Source organism: Pseudomonas sp. A1230 (assembly GCF_044218825.1).
In the GTDB taxonomy this organism is placed as follows: Bacteria; Pseudomonadota; Gammaproteobacteria; order Pseudomonadales; family Pseudomonadaceae; genus Aquipseudomonas; species Aquipseudomonas iridis.
In genome coordinates this window covers 2341461-2358193 of the sequence record NZ_CP162582.1, presented here as the reverse complement: position 1 = coordinate 2358193, position 16733 = coordinate 2341461, and the positions used below count along the sequence as shown (strand labels likewise).

General features: G+C 58.9%; 16 protein-coding genes. 5 read left to right on the top strand and 11 right to left on the bottom strand.

What is annotated here, in order from left to right:
* Nucleotides 1-4: 4 nt before the first annotated feature.
* Nucleotides 5-856, bottom strand: coding sequence for an STAS domain-containing protein (locus AB4P97_RS11125; protein ID WP_042559426.1), 852 nt, complete (start codon nucleotides 854-856; stop codon nucleotides 5-7).
* 251 nt (nucleotides 857-1107) lie between these two features.
* On the opposite strand from AB4P97_RS11125, the gene AB4P97_RS11120 reads away from it, so the two are divergent.
* Complete coding sequence (locus AB4P97_RS11120; RefSeq protein ID WP_395602648.1) at nucleotides 1108-1386, top strand: hypothetical protein; 279 nt, start codon at nucleotides 1108-1110, stop codon at nucleotides 1384-1386.
* A 63-nt stretch (nucleotides 1387-1449) separates the two neighbouring features.
* Here AB4P97_RS11120 and AB4P97_RS11115 read toward each other — a convergent pair whose 3' ends face one another.
* Entirely contained in the window at nucleotides 1450-1971 is a 522-nt protein-coding gene (locus AB4P97_RS11115) for a DUF4142 domain-containing protein (RefSeq protein ID WP_042559424.1), read from the bottom strand.
* 206 nt (nucleotides 1972-2177) lie between these two features.
* Between AB4P97_RS11115 and AB4P97_RS11110 the strand changes: the two genes are divergently transcribed.
* Both AB4P97_RS11110 and AB4P97_RS11105 read left to right on the top strand, forming a co-directional pair.
* The gene (locus tag AB4P97_RS11110; RefSeq protein WP_042559423.1) at nucleotides 2178-2420 is read left to right on the top strand and encodes a DUF465 domain-containing protein; all 243 of its coding nucleotides are present in this window, start codon (nucleotides 2178-2180) and stop codon (nucleotides 2418-2420) included.
* A gap of 109 nt (nucleotides 2421-2529) precedes the next feature.
* Nucleotides 2530-2694 carry a hypothetical protein gene (locus AB4P97_RS11105; RefSeq protein ID WP_181818482.1) on the top strand — a complete coding sequence of 55 codons (165 nt, stop codon included), beginning with the start codon at nucleotides 2530-2532 and terminating at the stop codon, nucleotides 2692-2694.
* A 123-nt stretch (nucleotides 2695-2817) separates the two neighbouring features.
* On the opposite strand, the gene AB4P97_RS11100 is transcribed toward AB4P97_RS11105, so the two are convergent.
* From AB4P97_RS11100 to AB4P97_RS11080, 5 genes are all read right to left on the bottom strand, one after another.
* Nucleotides 2818-3894 carry an SMP-30/gluconolactonase/LRE family protein gene (locus tag AB4P97_RS11100; RefSeq protein WP_210623388.1) on the bottom strand — a complete coding sequence of 359 codons (1077 nt, stop codon included), beginning with the start codon at nucleotides 3892-3894 and terminating at the stop codon, nucleotides 2818-2820.
* The gene (locus AB4P97_RS11095) at nucleotides 3891-5036 is read right to left on the bottom strand and encodes an SRPBCC family protein (RefSeq protein ID WP_395602647.1); all 1146 of its coding nucleotides are present in this window, start codon (nucleotides 5034-5036) and stop codon (nucleotides 3891-3893) included. Before AB4P97_RS11095 ends, AB4P97_RS11100 begins: the two co-directional genes overlap by 4 nt.
* Before the next feature lie 123 nt (nucleotides 5037-5159).
* Nucleotides 5160-6023 carry a LysR family transcriptional regulator gene (locus AB4P97_RS11090; protein WP_047301547.1) on the bottom strand — a complete coding sequence of 288 codons (864 nt, stop codon included), beginning with the start codon at nucleotides 6021-6023 and terminating at the stop codon, nucleotides 5160-5162.
* Nucleotides 6024-6450: 427 nt separating this feature from the next.
* Nucleotides 6451-6765 (bottom strand): SCP2 sterol-binding domain-containing protein, encoded by a 315-nt coding sequence (locus AB4P97_RS11085; RefSeq protein WP_007946492.1) that lies wholly within the window; start codon nucleotides 6763-6765, stop codon nucleotides 6451-6453.
* Between the two features lie 64 nt (nucleotides 6766-6829).
* On the bottom strand, nucleotides 6830-7540 hold the full coding sequence (locus AB4P97_RS11080; protein ID WP_042559419.1) for a histidine phosphatase family protein: 711 nt from the start codon (nucleotides 7538-7540) through the stop codon (nucleotides 6830-6832).
* Between the two features lie 204 nt (nucleotides 7541-7744).
* On the opposite strand from AB4P97_RS11080, the gene sohB reads away from it, so the two are divergent.
* Entirely contained in the window at nucleotides 7745-8776 is a 1032-nt protein-coding gene (gene sohB / locus AB4P97_RS11075) for a protease SohB (protein WP_042559418.1), read from the top strand.
* 70 nt (nucleotides 8777-8846) lie between these two features.
* Here the strand turns inward: sohB and AB4P97_RS11070 are convergent, their stop codons facing one another.
* Complete coding sequence (locus AB4P97_RS11070) at nucleotides 8847-9341, bottom strand: DUF934 domain-containing protein (protein ID WP_042559417.1); 495 nt, start codon at nucleotides 9339-9341, stop codon at nucleotides 8847-8849.
* A complete protein-coding gene (locus AB4P97_RS11065; RefSeq protein ID WP_395602646.1) occupies nucleotides 9325-10983 on the bottom strand; it encodes a nitrite/sulfite reductase in 1659 nt (552 codons plus the stop codon). The genes AB4P97_RS11070 and AB4P97_RS11065 overlap by 17 nt, the downstream gene beginning before the upstream one ends.
* Nucleotides 10984-11507: 524 nt before the next feature.
* Between AB4P97_RS11065 and AB4P97_RS11060 the strand changes: the two genes are divergently transcribed.
* Entirely contained in the window at nucleotides 11508-12581 is a 1074-nt protein-coding gene (locus tag AB4P97_RS11060) for an ABC transporter substrate-binding protein (RefSeq protein WP_115147012.1), read from the top strand.
* Nucleotides 12582-12587: 6 nt separating this feature from the next.
* Here AB4P97_RS11060 and AB4P97_RS11055 read toward each other — a convergent pair whose 3' ends face one another.
* Nucleotides 12588-12806, bottom strand: coding sequence for a DUF2970 domain-containing protein (locus AB4P97_RS11055; protein ID WP_042559414.1), 219 nt, complete (start codon nucleotides 12804-12806; stop codon nucleotides 12588-12590).
* Nucleotides 12807-12949: 143 nt separating this feature from the next.
* Nucleotides 12950-16660 (bottom strand): methionine synthase, encoded by a 3711-nt coding sequence (metH, locus tag AB4P97_RS11050; RefSeq protein ID WP_047301535.1) that lies wholly within the window; start codon nucleotides 16658-16660, stop codon nucleotides 12950-12952.
* Nucleotides 16661-16733 lie beyond the last annotated feature (73 nt).

The window sequence follows — 16733 nt, the reverse complement described above, 5'->3', positions numbered from 1 at the left end:
GACGTCAGACCGCTTTGCTGAGGGTGATGCCCAGGCGTGTCAGGGCCAGTTTCAAAGCATCGGCAAGATTGGCCTTGGTGACCACGCCTTGCAGGTCAAGCCCCAGGTGCACGATGGTCTGCGCGATCTGCGGACGCACGCCACTGATGATGCAATCTGCGCCCATCAGGCGGATCGCGGTAACGGTTTTCAGCAGGTGCTGGGCGACCAGGGTATCGACGGTAGGCACACCAGTAATGTCGATGATGGCGATTTCCGAACCGGTATCGACGATGCGTTGCAGCAACGATTCCATCACGACCTGTGTGCGCTGCGAATCGAGGGTGCCGATCATTGGCAACGCCAGCACGCCGTCCCAAAGCTTGACCACGGGTGTGGAGAGTTCCAGCAGTTCTTCCTGCTGACGCTTGATCACCGCTTCGCGGGATTTCTGGAAGGTCCGAATGGTGTGCAGGCCAAAGGCGTCGAGCAATTCGGAAACTTCCCAGAGCTGCTCGGCGAGCAGCGCCGGTTGTTCTTTGTAGTGCGCTTGCAGCAGCCTGAATAGCGGGCCTTTCAAGGCGAAGATGAAACTCGCGGTTTGTTGCGAGTCCTGGCCGAGCAGGGCGCGGCTATGGGAAAGCTTTTCAAGGAACAGGCGGGTCGTTTCCCAACCTTGCGCATTGACGTTGGTGCCGTTGTCACTCTCAAGGCCCGTGACCACCAGTTGCAGGAATTCGCTGGTTTGCTGCTGCAGGTCGTGTTCTTTCAGATTGCGCGTGGCGCCGCTCGCTTCCAGGCCGTTGATCCATTCGCCCAGCAGTTGTGCCTGCTTGTTTTTCATCGCATCGAGTGTGCTGTTCTGCAGTGCTGCCATGTGCCTGTTGCTCCGTAACGAATGAGGGGCCGATTTCATCAAATTGATCGGCGCGAAATCAGTGACCGTAGCCGTTTCAAATAGTTGTGCAGTCTTGCGAGGATATTTTTGATTTGCCTCAAGAAAGGCCCGAGTAACTCTAGTCGGCATGGCTACAAGGCGCGAAGTTTTGAACGTTGGCGTGCAGGCGGCTTCGAATCTGCAAGGCCCGACTGGTTTCAGTCGCGCTGGCGATGACTAAAGAGGTGCTTATGAACAAGCAATCGACACAGCAGAACAATCAATCCGGGGAACCGATCGATCGCAATGACCCGGCGATTGACCCGCAAGTGCCGGGGCAATCGGCGCCGACGCAGCCTGCGCAGCAACAGGGCGATACAGACCAGGCGCAAAGTGCTGATCCGGCAGTGGATCAGAAGAACCAGAACACCGATAACGACAACGAGTTCAGCCCCGGTTTCGAACCTGAGCCGGATCGGGCGAAGCCGGGTGAGGAGACCGACGCGGATATTGATACTGACGGGGGTTAATCAAGGCTGAAACGAGGAGGCCGCATCCATTGGATGCGGCCTCTTTATTTGCCTGCCCGATACTTACTTGCTCGGATATTTGGCTTGCAGCTCTTTCGCCGCCGACAGATGTTTTTCCAGCCCTGGCAGCATTTTCTGGGCGAAGGCTTTCAGCTCGGTCGCGCCTTTGACCTTGTCATCCGTGACGGTATTGGCTTGCTTCTTGAACAACTCGATGGTGTCTTCGTGGGCCTTGACCTGATTATTGGCGTAGGCCGCATCGAAGGATTCATCGCGCATTTCGAGGATTTTCTCTTTGGCCTGTTTGACCAGCGTGGTGGTGTCCGGCACCTCGATATCGTGAGCCTTGGCAATCGTCGCCAGTTCGTCATTGGCCTTGCCGTGATCGGTGATCATCATTTCGGCAAACTGCTTGATGTCGGCCGATTGGCTTTTTTCCAGCGCCAGGCGACTGGTTTCGATCTCGGCGATGCCACCGGCAGCGGCATTGTCGACGAAGTCATTGTCGGTAGCGGCAAATGCGCTGCCCATGCTCGCACTCAGGGCAACGGCGAGAGCCAGGTGACGCAGGTTGAATCCGTCCATTTGGTGTATCTCCACGCAGGTTTTTGTGAGCGTTAAAGAGTGGAGAGGCGAGGGCGATCAAAGGTTTTATCGCATTTGCGACAGGGCGACGAACGGCCACCGCTGGTCTGACAGGGAGTCGACAGAACGCCCCGACCGAGGCCATTCTGATGGCTGGCCAGCGCAATCGGTCGCGTTGGTCACCGATCAACTCACGGAGGTGTTCCATGCCGGTTCCCCATGACCTGTTTCAGGACTTGAGCTGCACGAAGGAAGAGATCCAGCAAAAACGCACCCAGGATCCGCGACTGGATTCATTGATCAACAAGTATTCTCAGGCTGATGCCGACGTGGTCAAGGCAGAGACAGCCACCTCGGACGCCCCCAGCGACGACGCATTGAAAAAACTCAAAGAGAAGCGTCTGAAGGTCAAGGACGAGATCGTCAGCCACTTGCAGGCGCCGTCCTGATCTTCTGGTTGTCCGCCGACCTACGGTTGCAAATGGACGGGAACGACAACCCCTGCCGGCACCTCGAATGTACAGAGTCCGAATTCATCGACTTCTTGCGAGGTGCCTCATGAGCGATCCCAAATTCCCGAGTGAAGAGCAGGGCGCATTCGACCCGGTGCCGACGCATCCCGAGCCGAACAGCCCGGCGCATACCACGGCCAATCCAGATGAGCCTGTCGAGGATCTTCCTGAAGACGAAGACCCCGACAAGTTCGACAAGTCTTCCAACTGACAGACCGCTATCGCTGGCAAGCCAGCTCCCACAGGTATTGGGTCGTGCACATACTCTGTGAACCCCTGTGGGAGCTGGCCTGCCAGCGATGGTGTCAGTCAACTCACCACAAAACCGACAGACTCACTTCAGCGCATCAGCCAACGGCATCCGCGCCATATGCATCGCCTTCAACGACCCGAAATACAACCAGTCCCCATACTCCCTCACCGTGGTGATCGGCGAATAATTGCCGTCGCTCGCATCCTGCAGATTGGTAATCACCTTGCCCTGCAAATCCAGCCCCAATACAAAACCGCGCTTCTCCACGGGTTTGGGCAACACGCTCAACGCCCGCACAATCATCTTGCGCACGAATGGATGCCCGGCCGTGCCATCGAGCAAGGCATTACGCGGTGCGTACAACGCAACCCAGAAACGGTCGTGGCCATTGAATGACAGGTTGTCCGGCAGCCCCGGCAAGTTGTCGATAAACAGGTCATGGGTGCCCGCCTGGGGGCCTTTCAGCCAGAAGCGACTGATGCGGTAGGCGCCGGTTTCATTGACCAGCACATAGGCATCATCCGGGCCGAGGGTCACGCCGTTGGCGAACTGCAGTTTATCGAGCAGGATGCTGGTCTTGCCGGTCTGGAAGTCATAGCGCAGCAAACGTCCGTCACCGCCGTGCTCAATGATCGCCTCGCCGTCATGACCGTAGCCCCATCGGCTGGAGGCATCGCTGAAGTAGGCATAGTGCCCGGACTTGTCGATCGCCACATCATCGGTGAAACCGAAGGGCACGCCATTGGCCTCTTTGGTCAAGGCCGTCACCTGGCCCTGTGCATCGAGAGACAGCAATCCCTTGACCCCGTCGGCGATCACCAGCAGCCCGTTGGGATGCCGCGCAAGCCCCAGCGGCCGGCCACCGGTGTCGGCCAGCACTTTGCGTTCCTTGCCATCAAGACTGCTGCGGATCAGCCGACCGTCATGCAGACCGGTGATCAGGAATTCCCCTTCCAGCAGCAGCGCTTCCGGCCCTTCGATGTCACTGGGGCCGACCTGCACCGCACCTTTGAGGCGCTGGTTATCGGCGTAGATCCCTTCGCTCAACGAGGGCGCCGCCTGCGGTGTCCAGGCGACCGGCTCGACCTTGGTGGGCATCAGCAGCAGAAACGCGATGACGACGACAATCAGCAACAATAGAAACTGCCCCCACCTCATGCGCTGGCCCTCGCTGAAGCCAGATACTGCGTAGCCATGTCACGCAGCGCGAGCATGGATGCGGCGGACTCACGGTCGATCCGGCGCTTGAGCAGCAATCGATTGGCGATACGCATGCCCAAGCCGTCGAAACGATAATCCAGCGTGCGCACAAACCGCGTGCCGTCACCTTCGGCGTAGCACTCGTAAGTCAACGCCAGCGACAACCCGTGATCACCCTGGGCCCGCGCGCACCAGCGTCGCCCGGGCAGGTATTCGGTGACTGCCCAGCTCAGGTGACCTGCGCGGCCGCCGGCATGAATGTCTTCTTCAAAGCATGCGCCGGCATGCAGCGGGCCGGATGGGCCGTCGATCTTCAGCGATGACGGATGCCACTCGGGCCAGCGGCCGACACTGGCCGCGTAGGCGAGTACGGCAATCGGGTCGCCAGCGATATCGATCTGGTGCTGCATGCGGGTCATGGGCATTCTTGAATAGCTCAAAGGGTCGGCTTGCGGCTCCCAGTAAAGGGTGCCGAACAGGTAGTCCATCAGCGGTAGAACAATGTTGAAATTACGCTCTTGCATGCGCTCGCGACGGTGATGCAGCTCATGCAAATGGCGCATCTGACGGATCCACGGCAGGCGCGTCAGCGGGTTGTGCGGCGGCAAGTGTTCGGCGGCATGAAACACCTCGTAGGTCAGATAACCCAGCACCATGCTGCCAGCGAACAGCCCGGCGACGTTGGCGTTGAACTGCGCGAACAGCCACCACAGCGGCAGGGTAATCACCAGCGTATGGATCACGATCAGCCACGCCGGAAACAGAATCACCCGCCAGTCGCGAGCGCTGTCGTAGGTCATGTGGCCGGGCGTGAAGAAGCTGTGATGGTCGCCCGCATGCCGGGCGTAGAACATTTTGGCAAAGGTTTTTTTGTGGTGGCCAAGATGGCGATGGACCATGTACACGCCAAAGTTGAAAAACAGCAGGGTCAGCGGCACGCTCAGCCATTCCAGCCAGCTCGCCTGGTGCACGCTGCTCCAGAACGCGCCGATGGCCAGCACCCCGAACAGCAGCACGAAGGCGCCGTGCAGCCACGGGTTGTAGCACGGATGAATGGCCGCACGATAGCGGCTGCGGAATGCCTCGGTGGTCTGCCTCACTGCGTTCACCTGCGGGTATTTTGTTGTACCCGGCAGATTAGCCGATCCGGCCATCGATGCAGGCCGGACCTTGAGGCCACATGCGCCATGATCCGGTGTAAAGCGCACACTCGGGCTTCTCGATCAGCTCAGCGGGTTCCAGCGTTGTGACCAATCGTCATCGGTGCGGATCACTTCACGCAGCAGATTGAAGGCTTGCTGCAATGTCGCCGAGTCGCGATCACGCGAATACACCAGATAGGTTGGATAGCCGAATTCCGGGGCTTTGGTCACCGTTTCCAGTGCGCCGCTTTCAAGATAGGTGCGCACCACACGGGTACGGAAGTAGCCGCTGCCGCCGTTTTCCAGGATGTATTGCAGGGCGAGTGGGCCCAGGTTGAAACTCAGCGCGGCTTTGGCTTTTTCCGGCAGGGCGGCGTCGTGCTGGCGGCGGAAGTCCGGGCCCCAGTCGATATAAACGTAGGGATCCGGGCGATCAGGCGCGCGCACCAGAATCAGTTTTTCTTCCAGCACCTGCTCGACCTGCAACCCCGGCCAATATTCCGGTTGATAGACCAGCGCCGCGTCGAGCACGCCGAGTTCGAGTTGGCGCAGCAGGTTTTCACCGTCGCGGATTTCCATGCGCAGGGCATGCCCGGGGATTTTCTCGCGCAACTCGGCGGCCCAACTGAGCATCAGCGGGTTGCACAGGCTGACTTCGCCGCCGATGTGCAGCACGTTGTGATAACCCTCAGGCAGCGGCAGGTCGCGTCGCGCCGCCTCCCAGGTCTGCACCAGTTGATTGGCATAGACCACGAAGGCCTCGCCATTGGCTGTCAATTTCGCCCCGGCGCGATTGCGCACGAACAGCGTACTGCCCAACTGGCTTTCGAGTTTCTGCACCCGGGCGGTGATCGCCGTTTGGGTGACGAACAGCTTCTGCGCCGCCGCCGCGAGACTGCCGTGACGGACGATTTCCAGAAAGGTGCGAGCGAGGTCGATGTCCATGGGCGGGCCGGTGTTTGAGGTGCGGGCATTGTAAATGCAAAGAGCCCGTCACCCTAACCCTCCCGAAACGTCGGACAGCCCCGAGGGAGAGGGGACCGACCGAGGTGTCTTTCGTCATGCATCGACCTGACCCGCCGTGTCGACTATGGATTCAGCGCGAAACTTTCAGGTCTGTCGACTCTGGATTCAGAACAAGTCTTTCAAGTCGGTGTACATCTCCAATATTCCCGAATCGGTTCCCTCTCCATTGGGAGAGGGCCAGGGTGAGGGGAAAAACAGTTGCCACAGAATCAACCCGCCAACTCAATCCCACCAGCCGCGCCGACGATTGCGGGGGTGGTTTGTTCGCACACCGCCAGGTTTCTTTGCTCCAGAACGCAAAAATCCCGCCACAGGGGCGGGATTTTTTTGTCACTGAACAGCGGTATTACGAAGGGAACAGCTCGGACAGTTTCATCGCCAGCATCATGTCGCCTTCAGCGCGCAGTTTGCCGCCCATGAACGCCTGCATGCCGTCGGTCGAACCGTCAACGATGCCTTGCAGGGTTTCACCGTCCATGACCAGAGTGACCTGGGCGTCCGGGTTCTCGCCTTCTTGCAGCTCGCAGGTGCTGTCTTTGACGATCAGCGAGAAGTTCTTGGTGTCGTCGATGCGGAAACCGAAGACCAGGTCCAGGCCGGCAGCAGCGGCTGGGTTGAACTTGGCTTTCATTGCTTGTACGGCATCAGCTACGGAGGTCATGGTTCGATCCTTTCTTGGGTAATAGGAGCTGGGTGATTACAGCAAGGGTCACAGTAATCCGGACTCAGCGGAAAGTGATGAGTTCCGGGGCCTTCAACAGTTGCAGATGGGCATGACTGTTGAAGGAAGCCAGGGCCACCTCGCGGCCGCGAAACTTCAGCTGGTTGAGCGAGGTGTTGACGATTTGCCAATTCAGTTCAAAAGCCTGTTTGGCAGGCATTTGTGTAATGAGGTGGAGCAGGGCGGTGATCGTGCCGCCAGAGGTGAACACCGCGATTTTCTGGTTTTGTTCGGCCTGTTCAATAATTCGGTGCAGCCCGGCCTGAACCCGTTCAACGAAACCCAGCCAGCTCTCCAGCCCCGGTGTGTCATAGGTGCCGGCCAGCCAGCGCTCGATGATCAGGGCAAAAATGCGCTGGAACTCGCCACGGTTTTGCGCAGCGTTGCGCAAGATGTCGAGGGCTTCAGGCTCGTCTGGCAACATCGCCGGGAGCAGGGCGCGGATTACCGCGTCAGCATCAAATTCGTTAAACGCGGAATCGGTTTCCAGCGTCGGCACCGACAGGCCTTTGGCAGTGAATTGCTCCAGCGCACTGGTGGCCGTGTGTTGTTGGCGGCGCAGATCACCTGCCAGGCAGCGATCGAAGCGGATCCCCAGTTCAGCGAGGTGCTGACCGAGGATTTCTGCCTGACGCACACCGGTCGGCGACAGGACGTCATAGTCGTCTGCACCAAAGGAGGCCTGGCCATGTCGAATCAAATAGATGCTGCCCACGTCCGCGTCGTCCCGGTACGTTGAAGGTTTGGCGAGATTATGAGGATGCCGGGGAGCTGTCAATGAAAAAACATACGCTTGTTTGAAATGCCCGTTACAGGCGTGTTGCCAGAGGTTTCACGACTGGCCGACGAGCCGGCGCATGGGTATGCTGGGGCCATTACGCGTGGAAATCACATCCACGCTTCGTTTTGAGGAGTCTCTGTGGAGTTTTTCACCGAATACGCCAGTTTCCTGGCCAAGACCGTCACCCTGGTAATCGCCATTCTGGTTGTGCTCGCCAGTTTTGCCGCGTTGCGCAGCAAGGGCCGGCGTAAGTCGGCGGGGCAGTTGCAGGTCAGCAAGCTCAATGATTTCTATAAAGGCCTGCGTGAGCGCCTGGAGCAGACCCTGCTCGACAAGGATCAGCTCAAGGCCTTGCGCAAGGGCGAGGCCAAGTCCGAAAAGAGCGAGAAGAAGCAGAAGAAAAAACCCGAGGCCAAACCACGGGTGTTCGTGCTGGATTTCGACGGCGACATCAAAGCCTCGGCCACCGAGAGCCTGCGTCATGAAATCACTGCGCTGCTGACCCTCGCTACGCCGAAAGACGAAGTTGTCCTGCGTCTGGAAAGCGGCGGCGGCATGGTCCACAGCTACGGTCTGGCGTCTTCGCAACTGGCGCGTATCCGCGAAGCCGGCGTGCCCTTGACCGTGTGCATCGACAAAGTCGCGGCCAGCGGCGGCTACATGATGGCGTGCATCGGCGAGAAGATCATCAGTGCGCCGTTCGCCATTCTCGGCTCGATCGGTGTGGTTGCGCAGTTGCCCAACGTCAACCGCCTGCTGAAGAAGCACGACATCGACTTCGAAGTGCTGACAGCCGGTGAGTACAAACGCACCCTGACCGTGTTTGGTGAGAACACCGAGAAAGGCCGCGAGAAGTTTCAGGAAGACCTGGACATCACCCATCAACTGTTCAAGAACTTCGTTGCCCGCTACCGTCCGCAACTGGCCATCGATGACGTGGCGACCGGCGAAGTCTGGCTTGGCGTCGCGGCACTGGACAAGCAACTGGTCGACGAACTCAAGACCAGCGATGAATACCTTTCGCAGAAGGCCAGGCAGGCTGAGGTTTACCACCTGCATTACGCCGAACGCAAAAGTCTGCAGGAACGCATCGGCATGGCAGCCAGCGGTTCGGTAGATCGCGTGCTGCTGAGCTGGTGGAGCCGTCTGACCCAACAGCGCTTCTGGTAAGTCAGTCAGGCATAAAAAAACGCCGGTCAATGACCGGCGTTTTTTTGTCCGCAGCTTTTGTGGCGAAGACTCAACGGCGACGGAACAGCGGCAGCGGTTCGTCAGTGGCGGCCTGATAGGTCACCGAGAAATCCTTGAGACCTTCCAGCGCTTCGTGCGGATCTTTATCTGCACGCACGGCAAAGGCGTCGAAACCGCAGCGGCGCATGTAAAACAGCTGATCGCGCAGCACATCGCCAATCGCTCGCAGCTCGCCTTTGAAGCCATAGCGATCACGCAACAGGCGCGCGTTGGAGTAGTTGCGCCCGTCAGTGAATGCCGGGAAGTTCAGCGCGATCACCTGGAACTTATCAACGTCCTCACCGATTTCCTCTGCTTCCTCGTCTGCGTCGAGCCACACGCCCAGACCGCCGTCGCGAGCCATGAGCATGCGGCTGTGTTCACGCCACAGTTGCAGCGGAACGATCAGATCGTCGCAGTTGCTGATCTCGTCGATGTTGAAATCCTTGGGCAGCAAGTGCCAGGTTTCGTCGACGACTTCGTTGTTCTTAATGATTCGCTGCATAGACGCGTTCCTTGAAGAGGTCGATGCCAATACGCTGATAGGTGTCGATGAAGCGCTCGTCTTCGGTACGTTGTTCCACGTACACGTCAATCAGCTTCGAGATCACGTCAGGCATGACTTCCTGTGCGAAGGACGGGCCGAGAATCTTGCCCAGGCTCGCATCACGGCTGGCGCTGCCGCCGAGGGAGACCTGATAGAACTCCTGACCTTTCTTGTCCACCCCCAGGATACCGATGTGGCCGACGTGGTGGTGACCGCAAGCGTTCATGCAACCGGAGATGTTCAGGTCCAGTTCACCGATGTCGAACAGATAGTCCAGGTCATCGAAACGGCGCTGGATCGATTCGGCAATCGGGATTGACTTGGCGTTGGCCAGCGAGCAGAAATCACCGCCAGGGCAGCAGATGATGTCGGTCAGCAGGCCGATGTTCGGCGTGGCGAAACCACCTTCACGCAATTCGCCCCACAGGGCGAACAGTTGGCTTTGCTCGACATCGGCCAGAATGATGTTTTGCTCGTGGGAGGTGCGCAGTTGACCGAAGCTGTAGCGGTCGGCCAGATCGGCGACGGCGTCAAGCTGCTTGTCGGTGATGTCGCCCGGCGCTACGCCAGTCGGTTTCAGCGACAGGGTCACGGCCACATAACCCGGCTTCTTGTGCGCCAGGGTATTGCGGGTGCGCCAGCGGGCGAAGCCTGGGTGTTCTTTGTCCAGATCGGCCAATTGCGCGGTCTGGTTTTCCAGCGCTTTGTAGTCCGGATCGACGAAGTGCCTGGCGACGCGCTGCAGTTCGGCTTCGGTCAACGTGGTCTGGCCACCGCGCAGGTGTTCCATTTCCGCATCGACTTTCTGCGCGAACACTTCTGGGGTGAGCGCCTTGACGAGGATCTTGATCCGCGCCTTGTACTTGTTGTCGCGACGACCATAGCGGTTGTAGACCCGCAGGATGGCGTCGAGGTAGCTCAACAGATCCTGCCACGGCAGGAACTCGTTGATGAACGCGCCCACCACTGGCGTACGACCGAGGCCACCGCCAACCAGGACGCGGAAACCGAGTTCGCCAGCTTCGTTGTGCACCGGCTCAAGACCGATGTCGTGTACTTCGATGGCCGCACGGTCAGCGGTCGAACCGTTGACGGCGATCTTGAATTTGCGCGGCAGGTAGGCGAATTCCGGATGGAAGGTCGTCCACTGACGAACGATCTCGCACCATGGGCGCGGGTCGATCAGTTCGTCGGCAGCGACACCGGCGAACTGGTCGGTGGTGACGTTGCGCAGGCAGTTGCCGCTGGTCTGGATCGCGTGCATCTGCACGGTAGCCAGTTCGGCGAGGATGTCCGGGATGTCTTCCACCGCCGGCCAGTTGAACTGGACGTTCTGCCGGGTACTGATGTGGGCGTAGCCCTTGTCGTAGTCACGGGCAATCTTGGCCATCATGCGCATCTGACGCGAAGTCAGTTGGCCGTAAGGCACCGCCACGCGCAGCATCGGCGCGAAGCGCTGAATGTAGAGGCCATTTTGCAGGCGTAGCGGGCGGAATTCTTCTTCGCTCAGCTCACCTGCCAGATAGCGTCGGGTCTGATCACGGAACTGCTTGACGCGGTCCTCGATGATCCGCTGATCGTACTCGTCGTATACGTACATATAAGTCCTGTTCTCAGGCTTTGGGCTACTCGGAAAACGCTGCGTTTTCGCTTGCTGGAGTCCGATGTTGCCTCTGCAATTCTGCGCGCACGGCCGCGCGCTCCCTAAGGGAGCCGGGGCAATATACCCGTTTGCAGTTATGCGCAAAAGTGATGTTTGAGTATATGTAAAGAACCAAATCGCCTAACGATAACAGTTATTAACTAATCCACATTTGTCGTGCGGACAATCATCGTCTTAACTGTGGTCGAGTCTTTCTGCAATCACCGATAAAACCGATAAGAGGCGATGCAATGAGCAACCCGACCAAGGCAAGAAAAAACGATAGCAGCGTAGATGCGTGGGCCATTTTGTTCCTGATCATTCTCGTCGTAGGAACAGCGGTGTTCTGGGTCAGCCACCAGTAAACGACCCGTCCGGGCCCGCTTCCGACGATTGTCGGACAAAAAGCGGGATCAGGCGTCAATAGCCGGGGTTTCAATGGCTATAATGCGCGGCCATTTTTCCTCGGGCCCGGATGCTTCATGTTCAAGTTTCTCTACATCAGCCTTGCCCTGTTCGGCGCATTTTTCGCGAATGCTGTGCGAGCCGAGTCCGTGCTGTTTCTGAATCCCGGTTACACCGACGAAACGTTCTGGGTCAGTTACTCGCAATTCATGCAGGCAGCCGCCCGGGATCTGGGCGTCGATCTGCAAATCCTCTATTCCCAGCGTCAACCTGAATTGACTCTCGCTCAGGCACGTCTTGCATTGCTGGGCCCCAATCGTCCTGATTACCTGATGTTCGTCAACGAGCAATACGTGGCACCGCAGATCCTGCGCCTGGCGCAGAACAGTGGCGTGAAGCTGTTCATGGTCAATGCGGCGCTGACCCCTGATCAGCAGGCGCTGGTGGGCAAACGCAGCGACCGGATCGGCAGTCTGGTGCCCAACGATGAGGAGGGCGGCTACCTGATGATGAAGGAGTTGATACGGTTGCACCCGCCCGTGAGCAAGGGTGAGCAGATTGAAGTGCTGGCTTTCTCCGGTCTGAAAATCACTCCGTCGGCGCAATTGCGTGAGAAGGGCATGCAGCGCGCACTGGCCGAGCATCCGCGAGTGCGTTTGCGTCAACTTGTCTACAGCGGCTGGACGGAGCAGCGCGCCTATGAACAGGCCAAACAGTTGTTCGCCCGGTATCCGCAGGTGTCACTGGTGTGGTCGGCCAACGATGAAATGGCATTCGGAGCGATGCGTGCCTACGCCGAGAGCGGCAAGGTTGCGGGCAAAGATGCGTTGTTCAGTGCAGTCAACACGTCTCGCACTGCATTGCAGGCGGTGGTTGACGGGCGCCTGAGCGCGTTGGTCGGCGGGCACTTTACCCTTGGCGGCTGGGCGCTGGTCGAATTGCATGACTATGAGCAAGGCGTTGATCTGGAGCAGTACGGCGGCCGCGACCGCCAGTTGCCATTATTGCAACTGATCAACAAAACCCAGGCTCGGCAATTACTCGCCATGGGCGACTCGCCGGGCTACAACGTGAATTTTCGCAAGCTCTCGGCCAAGGGACGGCCGATTTCCTACCGCTATCCGTTTACGCTGCAGACCCTGATGCGCTGAAGCCCGTCAAACCCCGGCGAAATGCAGCACCAGTTTGACGATGGCAAACAGCGTCAAAGCAAATACCGCCGTGAACAGAATGCCCAGCAGCACGAAATGGCTGGGCTTGCCATGTGTGAAGTCCCTTGCCCGGTTTTTGCCACTCTGCACCCCGAACGCCGCCGCCATCACGCTGTGCAGCATCTGCCAGAAGCTCGGCGGTTTGTTGTCGACTGGATCGTCCATAAATCCCTCGTCTGCCGTGTGTGTCAGACAAGCATAGCCAACCCACTGAAGAACACCGCAAAACCCCTGAAGAGGTCAGTTCAATCACAATCCCTGTGGGAGCTGGCAAGCCCGCTCCCACACGGTAATGCGCTGAAACTGGATCAGTTGTCGTAACCCAGATTCGGCGCCAGCCAGCGTTCGGTCACGCTGAGCTCCTGAGCTTTACGCGAGGTGTAGCTCTGCACCTGATCCTTGTCGATCTTGCCGACAGCAAAGTACTGCGCCTGCGGGTGAGCGAAGTACCAGCCGCTGACCGCCGCAGCCGGGAACATGGCGTAGTGTTCGGTGAGAAAAACACCGCTGCGACCGGCACGCATTTCTTCTGCTTCAGGATCGAGCAACGCAAACAACGCGGCTTTCTCGGTGTGATCCGGGCAGGCCGGGTAGCCCGGAGCAGGACGGATGCCCGAATATTGCTCTTTGATCAGTGCGTCGTTGTCGAGCACTTCGTCCTTGGCATAACCCCAGTGTTCTTTACGCACCTGCTGGTGCAACCATTCTGCGCAAGCCTCGGCCAAACGGTCGGCGAGGGCCTTGACCATGATCGAGTTGTAATCGTCGCCAGCATCCTGATAAGCCTTGGCCACTTCTTCGGCACCGATGCCGGCAGTGGTGATGAAGCCACCGACGTAGTCAGTGACTTCGCTGTCTTTCGGCGCGACGAAGTCGGCCAGCGAGAAGTTCGGCTTGCCGTCGGTCTTGATGATCTGCTGGCGCAAGTGGTGCAGCCTGGCCAGTGGTTTGCCGTCATCGCCGTACAGTTCGATGTCGTCGTCATGCACCTGATTGGCCGGCCAGAAGCCGAATACCGCGCGGGCGCTGATCAGTTTCTCGTCGATCAGCTTGGCGAGCATCTCCTGCGCGTCCTTGTAAAGCGCAGTGGCGGCTTCACCGACCACTTCGTCTTCGAGGATGCGCGGGAATTTGCCGGCCAGGTCCCAGGAGATGAAGAACGGCGTCCAGTCGATGTACTCGGCCAGCACCTTGAGGTCGATGTTGTCCAGAACGCGGGCACCGGTAAAGGTCGGTTTGACGGGGGCGTAGGTGCTCCAGTCAAATTGCGGCTTCTTGGCGATGGCGGCGGCATAGCTCAAACGCTCGGTACGGGCGCTGCGGTTGGCCGTGCGCTCACGCACTTCAACGTATTCGGCGCGGGTTCTTTCGACGAAACCGGCCTTCAGTTCTTTGGACAGCAACTGCGTCGCCACGCCGACGGCGCGGGAGGCGTCGGTCACGTAGACCACCGCGTCGTTGCTGTATTTGGGCTCGATCTTCACCGCCGTGTGGGCTTTGGAGGTGGTTGCGCCACCAATCATCAACGGCAAGTGGAAGTCCTGACGCTGCATCTCACGTGCCACGTGGACCATTTCATCCAGCGACGGCGTAATCAGGCCGGACAGGCCGATGATGTCGCACTTCTGTTCTTTGGCGACCTGGAGGATCTTCTCCGCCGGCACCATCACGCCGAGGTCGACGATGTCATAACCGTTGCAACCGAGCACCACGCCGACGATGTTCTTGCCGATGTCGTGCACATCGCCTTTGACCGTGGCCATGAGGATCTTGCCCTTGGCTTCCGGTTTGTCGCCTTTTTCCAGTTCGATGAACGGGATCAGGTGGGCCACGGCCTGTTTCATCACGCGGGCGGATTTCACCACCTGCGGCAGGAACATTTTGCCGGCACCGAACAGGTCGCCAACGATGTTCATGCCGGACATCAGTGGGCCTTCGATCACCTCGATCGGGCGGGCGAACGACAGGCGCGACTCTTCGGTGTCTTCAACAATGTGCGTGGTGATGCCTTTGACCAGCGCGTGTTCCAGACGCTTGTTGACCGGCCAGCCGCGCCATTCTTCGGTCTCGGCTTCCTTGACGCTGCCGTCGCCCTTGTACTTGTCGGCGATCGCGAGGAGGGCGTCGGTGCCGTTCGGCGTGCGGTTGAGCACCACGTCTTCGACAGCATCGCGCAGCTCGACAGGGATCTGGTCGTAAATTTCCAGCTGACCGGCGTTGACGATGCCCATGGTCAGGCCGTTGCGGATCGCGTACAGCAGGAATACCGAGTGAATCGCCTCACGCACCGGGTTGTTGCCACGGAACGAGAACGACACGTTGGACACGCCGCCGGAGGTCAGCGCATATGGCAGTTCGTCGCGGATGTAGGCGCAGGCATTGATGAAGTCGACAGCGTAGTTGTTGTGTTCTTCGATGCCGGTGGCCACGGCGAAGATGTTCGGGTCGAAGATGATGTCTTCCGGCGGGAAGCCGACTTCGTTGACCAAGATGTCGTAGGAGCGTTTGCAGATTTCTTTTTTGCGCGCTTCGGTGTCGGCCTGACCGGCTTCATCAAACGCCATAACCACTACCGCCGCGCCGTAGCGCTTGCACAGTTTGGCGTGGTGGATGAACTGCTCGACGCCTTCTTTCATGCTGATCGAGTTGACGATGCCCTTGCCTTGAATGCACTTCAGGCCGGCTTCGATCACTTCCCATTTCGAGGAGTCGATCATGATCGGTACGCGGGAGATGTCCGGTTCACCGGCGATCAGATTGAGGAAGGTGACCATCGCCTTCTTCGAATCGAGCATCCCTTCGTCCATGTTGATGTCGATCACCTGGGCGCCGGCTTCGACCTGTTGCAGGGCGACTTCGAGCGCTTCGGTGTAGTTGTCTTCACGAATCAGACGGGCGAACTTGGCCGAGCCGGTGATGTTGGTACGCTCGCCAACGTTGACGAACAGCGAGCTGCGATCAATGGTGAACGGCTCAAGACCAGACAGGCGGCAAGCCTTGGGGATGTCCGGAATCTGGCGCGGTGCGTAACCGGCCACGGCTTTGGCGATGGCTTCAATGTGGCCGGGCGTGGTGCCGCAGCAGCCGCCGACGATGTTAAGGAAGCCGCTCTGGGCGAACTCTTCGATGACTTTGGCGGTTTCGATCGGCAGTTCGTCGTACTCGCCGAACTCGTTCGGCAGGCCGGCGTTCGGGTGCGCGGAAACGTGGGTGCTGGCCTTGTTCGACAGCTCTTCCAGGTACGGACGCAATTCACTGGCGCCGAGTGCGCAGTTCAGGCCGACCGAAATCGGCTTGGCGTGGGCCACGGAGTTCCAGAACGCTTCGGTGGTCTGGCCCGACAAGGTGCGGCCGGACGCATCGGTGATGGTGCCGGAGATCATGATCGGCAGTTCGATGTGCAGCTCTTCGAACACGCCTTGCACGGCGAAGATCGCCGCTTTGGCGTTGAGGGTGTCGAAGATGGTTTCGATCAGGATCAGGTCGGCGCCGCCCTCGATCAGGCCTTTGGTGGCTTCGGTGTAGTTCTCCACCAGCTCATCGAAGGTGACGTTGCGGTAGCCGGGGTTGTTGACGTCAGGCGAGAGCGAGCAGGTGCGACTCGTAGGACCGAGCACGCCGGCGACGAAGCGTGGCTTGTCGGGGTTTTCTGCGGTCTTGGCATCGGCAACCTTGCGCGCCAGGCGTGCGCCTTCTACGTTTAGCTCGTAGGCCAGCTCTTCCATGCCGTAGTCGGCCATGGAAATGCGTGTGGCGTTGAAGGTGTTGGTTTCCAGAATGTCGGCGCCAGCATCCAGATAGGCTTTTTCGATGCCGCCGATCACGTCAGGACGGGTGAGTACCAAGAGGTCGTTGTTGCCCTTGACGTCACTCGGCCAGTCCGCGAAGCGTTTGCCGCGATAATCCTGTTCTTCGAGCTTGTAGCTCTGGATCATCGTGCCCATGCCGCCGTCGAGTATCAGGATGCGCTCTTTGAGAGCTTGCTTGAGAGCTTGAAGGCGGACGCTGCGATCGGACATTTGGACTACTCGGAAAGACCATTACGAAGGAGCGGGATCATAACAAACCTGTGCGGTTTTGGAGCATGTGCAG

Excerpts from the sequence above, each read along its gene's own strand:
- AB4P97_RS11100 (WP_210623388.1), bottom strand. The coding sequence starts at position 3,894 with ATGAGGTGGGGGCAGTTTCTATTGTTGCTGATTGTCGTCGTCATCGCG.
- AB4P97_RS11110 (WP_042559423.1), top strand. The coding sequence starts at position 2,178 with ATGCCGGTTCCCCATGACCTGTTTCAGGACTTGAGCTGCACGAAGGAA.
- AB4P97_RS11120 (WP_395602648.1), top strand. The coding sequence starts at position 1,108 with ATGAACAAGCAATCGACACAGCAGAACAATCAATCCGGGGAACCGATC.
- AB4P97_RS11070 (WP_042559417.1), bottom strand. The coding sequence starts at position 9,341 with ATGCAGCGAATCATTAAGAACAACGAAGTCGTCGACGAAACCTGGCAC.
- AB4P97_RS11055 (WP_042559414.1), bottom strand. The coding sequence starts at position 12,806 with ATGGACGATCCAGTCGACAACAAACCGCCGAGCTTCTGGCAGATGCTG.
- AB4P97_RS11125 (WP_042559426.1), bottom strand. The coding sequence starts at position 856 with ATGGCAGCACTGCAGAACAGCACACTCGATGCGATGAAAAACAAGCAG.
- AB4P97_RS11060 (WP_115147012.1), top strand. The coding sequence starts at position 11,508 with ATGTTCAAGTTTCTCTACATCAGCCTTGCCCTGTTCGGCGCATTTTTC.
- AB4P97_RS11085 (WP_007946492.1), bottom strand. The coding sequence starts at position 6,765 with ATGACCTCCGTAGCTGATGCCGTACAAGCAATGAAAGCCAAGTTCAAC.
- AB4P97_RS11090 (WP_047301547.1), bottom strand. The coding sequence starts at position 6,023 with ATGGACATCGACCTCGCTCGCACCTTTCTGGAAATCGTCCGTCACGGC.
- AB4P97_RS11105 (WP_181818482.1), top strand. The coding sequence starts at position 2,530 with ATGAGCGATCCCAAATTCCCGAGTGAAGAGCAGGGCGCATTCGACCCG.
- AB4P97_RS11065 (WP_395602646.1), bottom strand. The coding sequence starts at position 10,983 with ATGTACGTATACGACGAGTACGATCAGCGGATCATCGAGGACCGCGTC.
- metH (WP_047301535.1), bottom strand. The coding sequence starts at position 16,660 with ATGTCCGATCGCAGCGTCCGCCTTCAAGCTCTCAAGCAAGCTCTCAAA.
- AB4P97_RS11115 (WP_042559424.1), bottom strand. The coding sequence starts at position 1,971 with ATGGACGGATTCAACCTGCGTCACCTGGCTCTCGCCGTTGCCCTGAGT.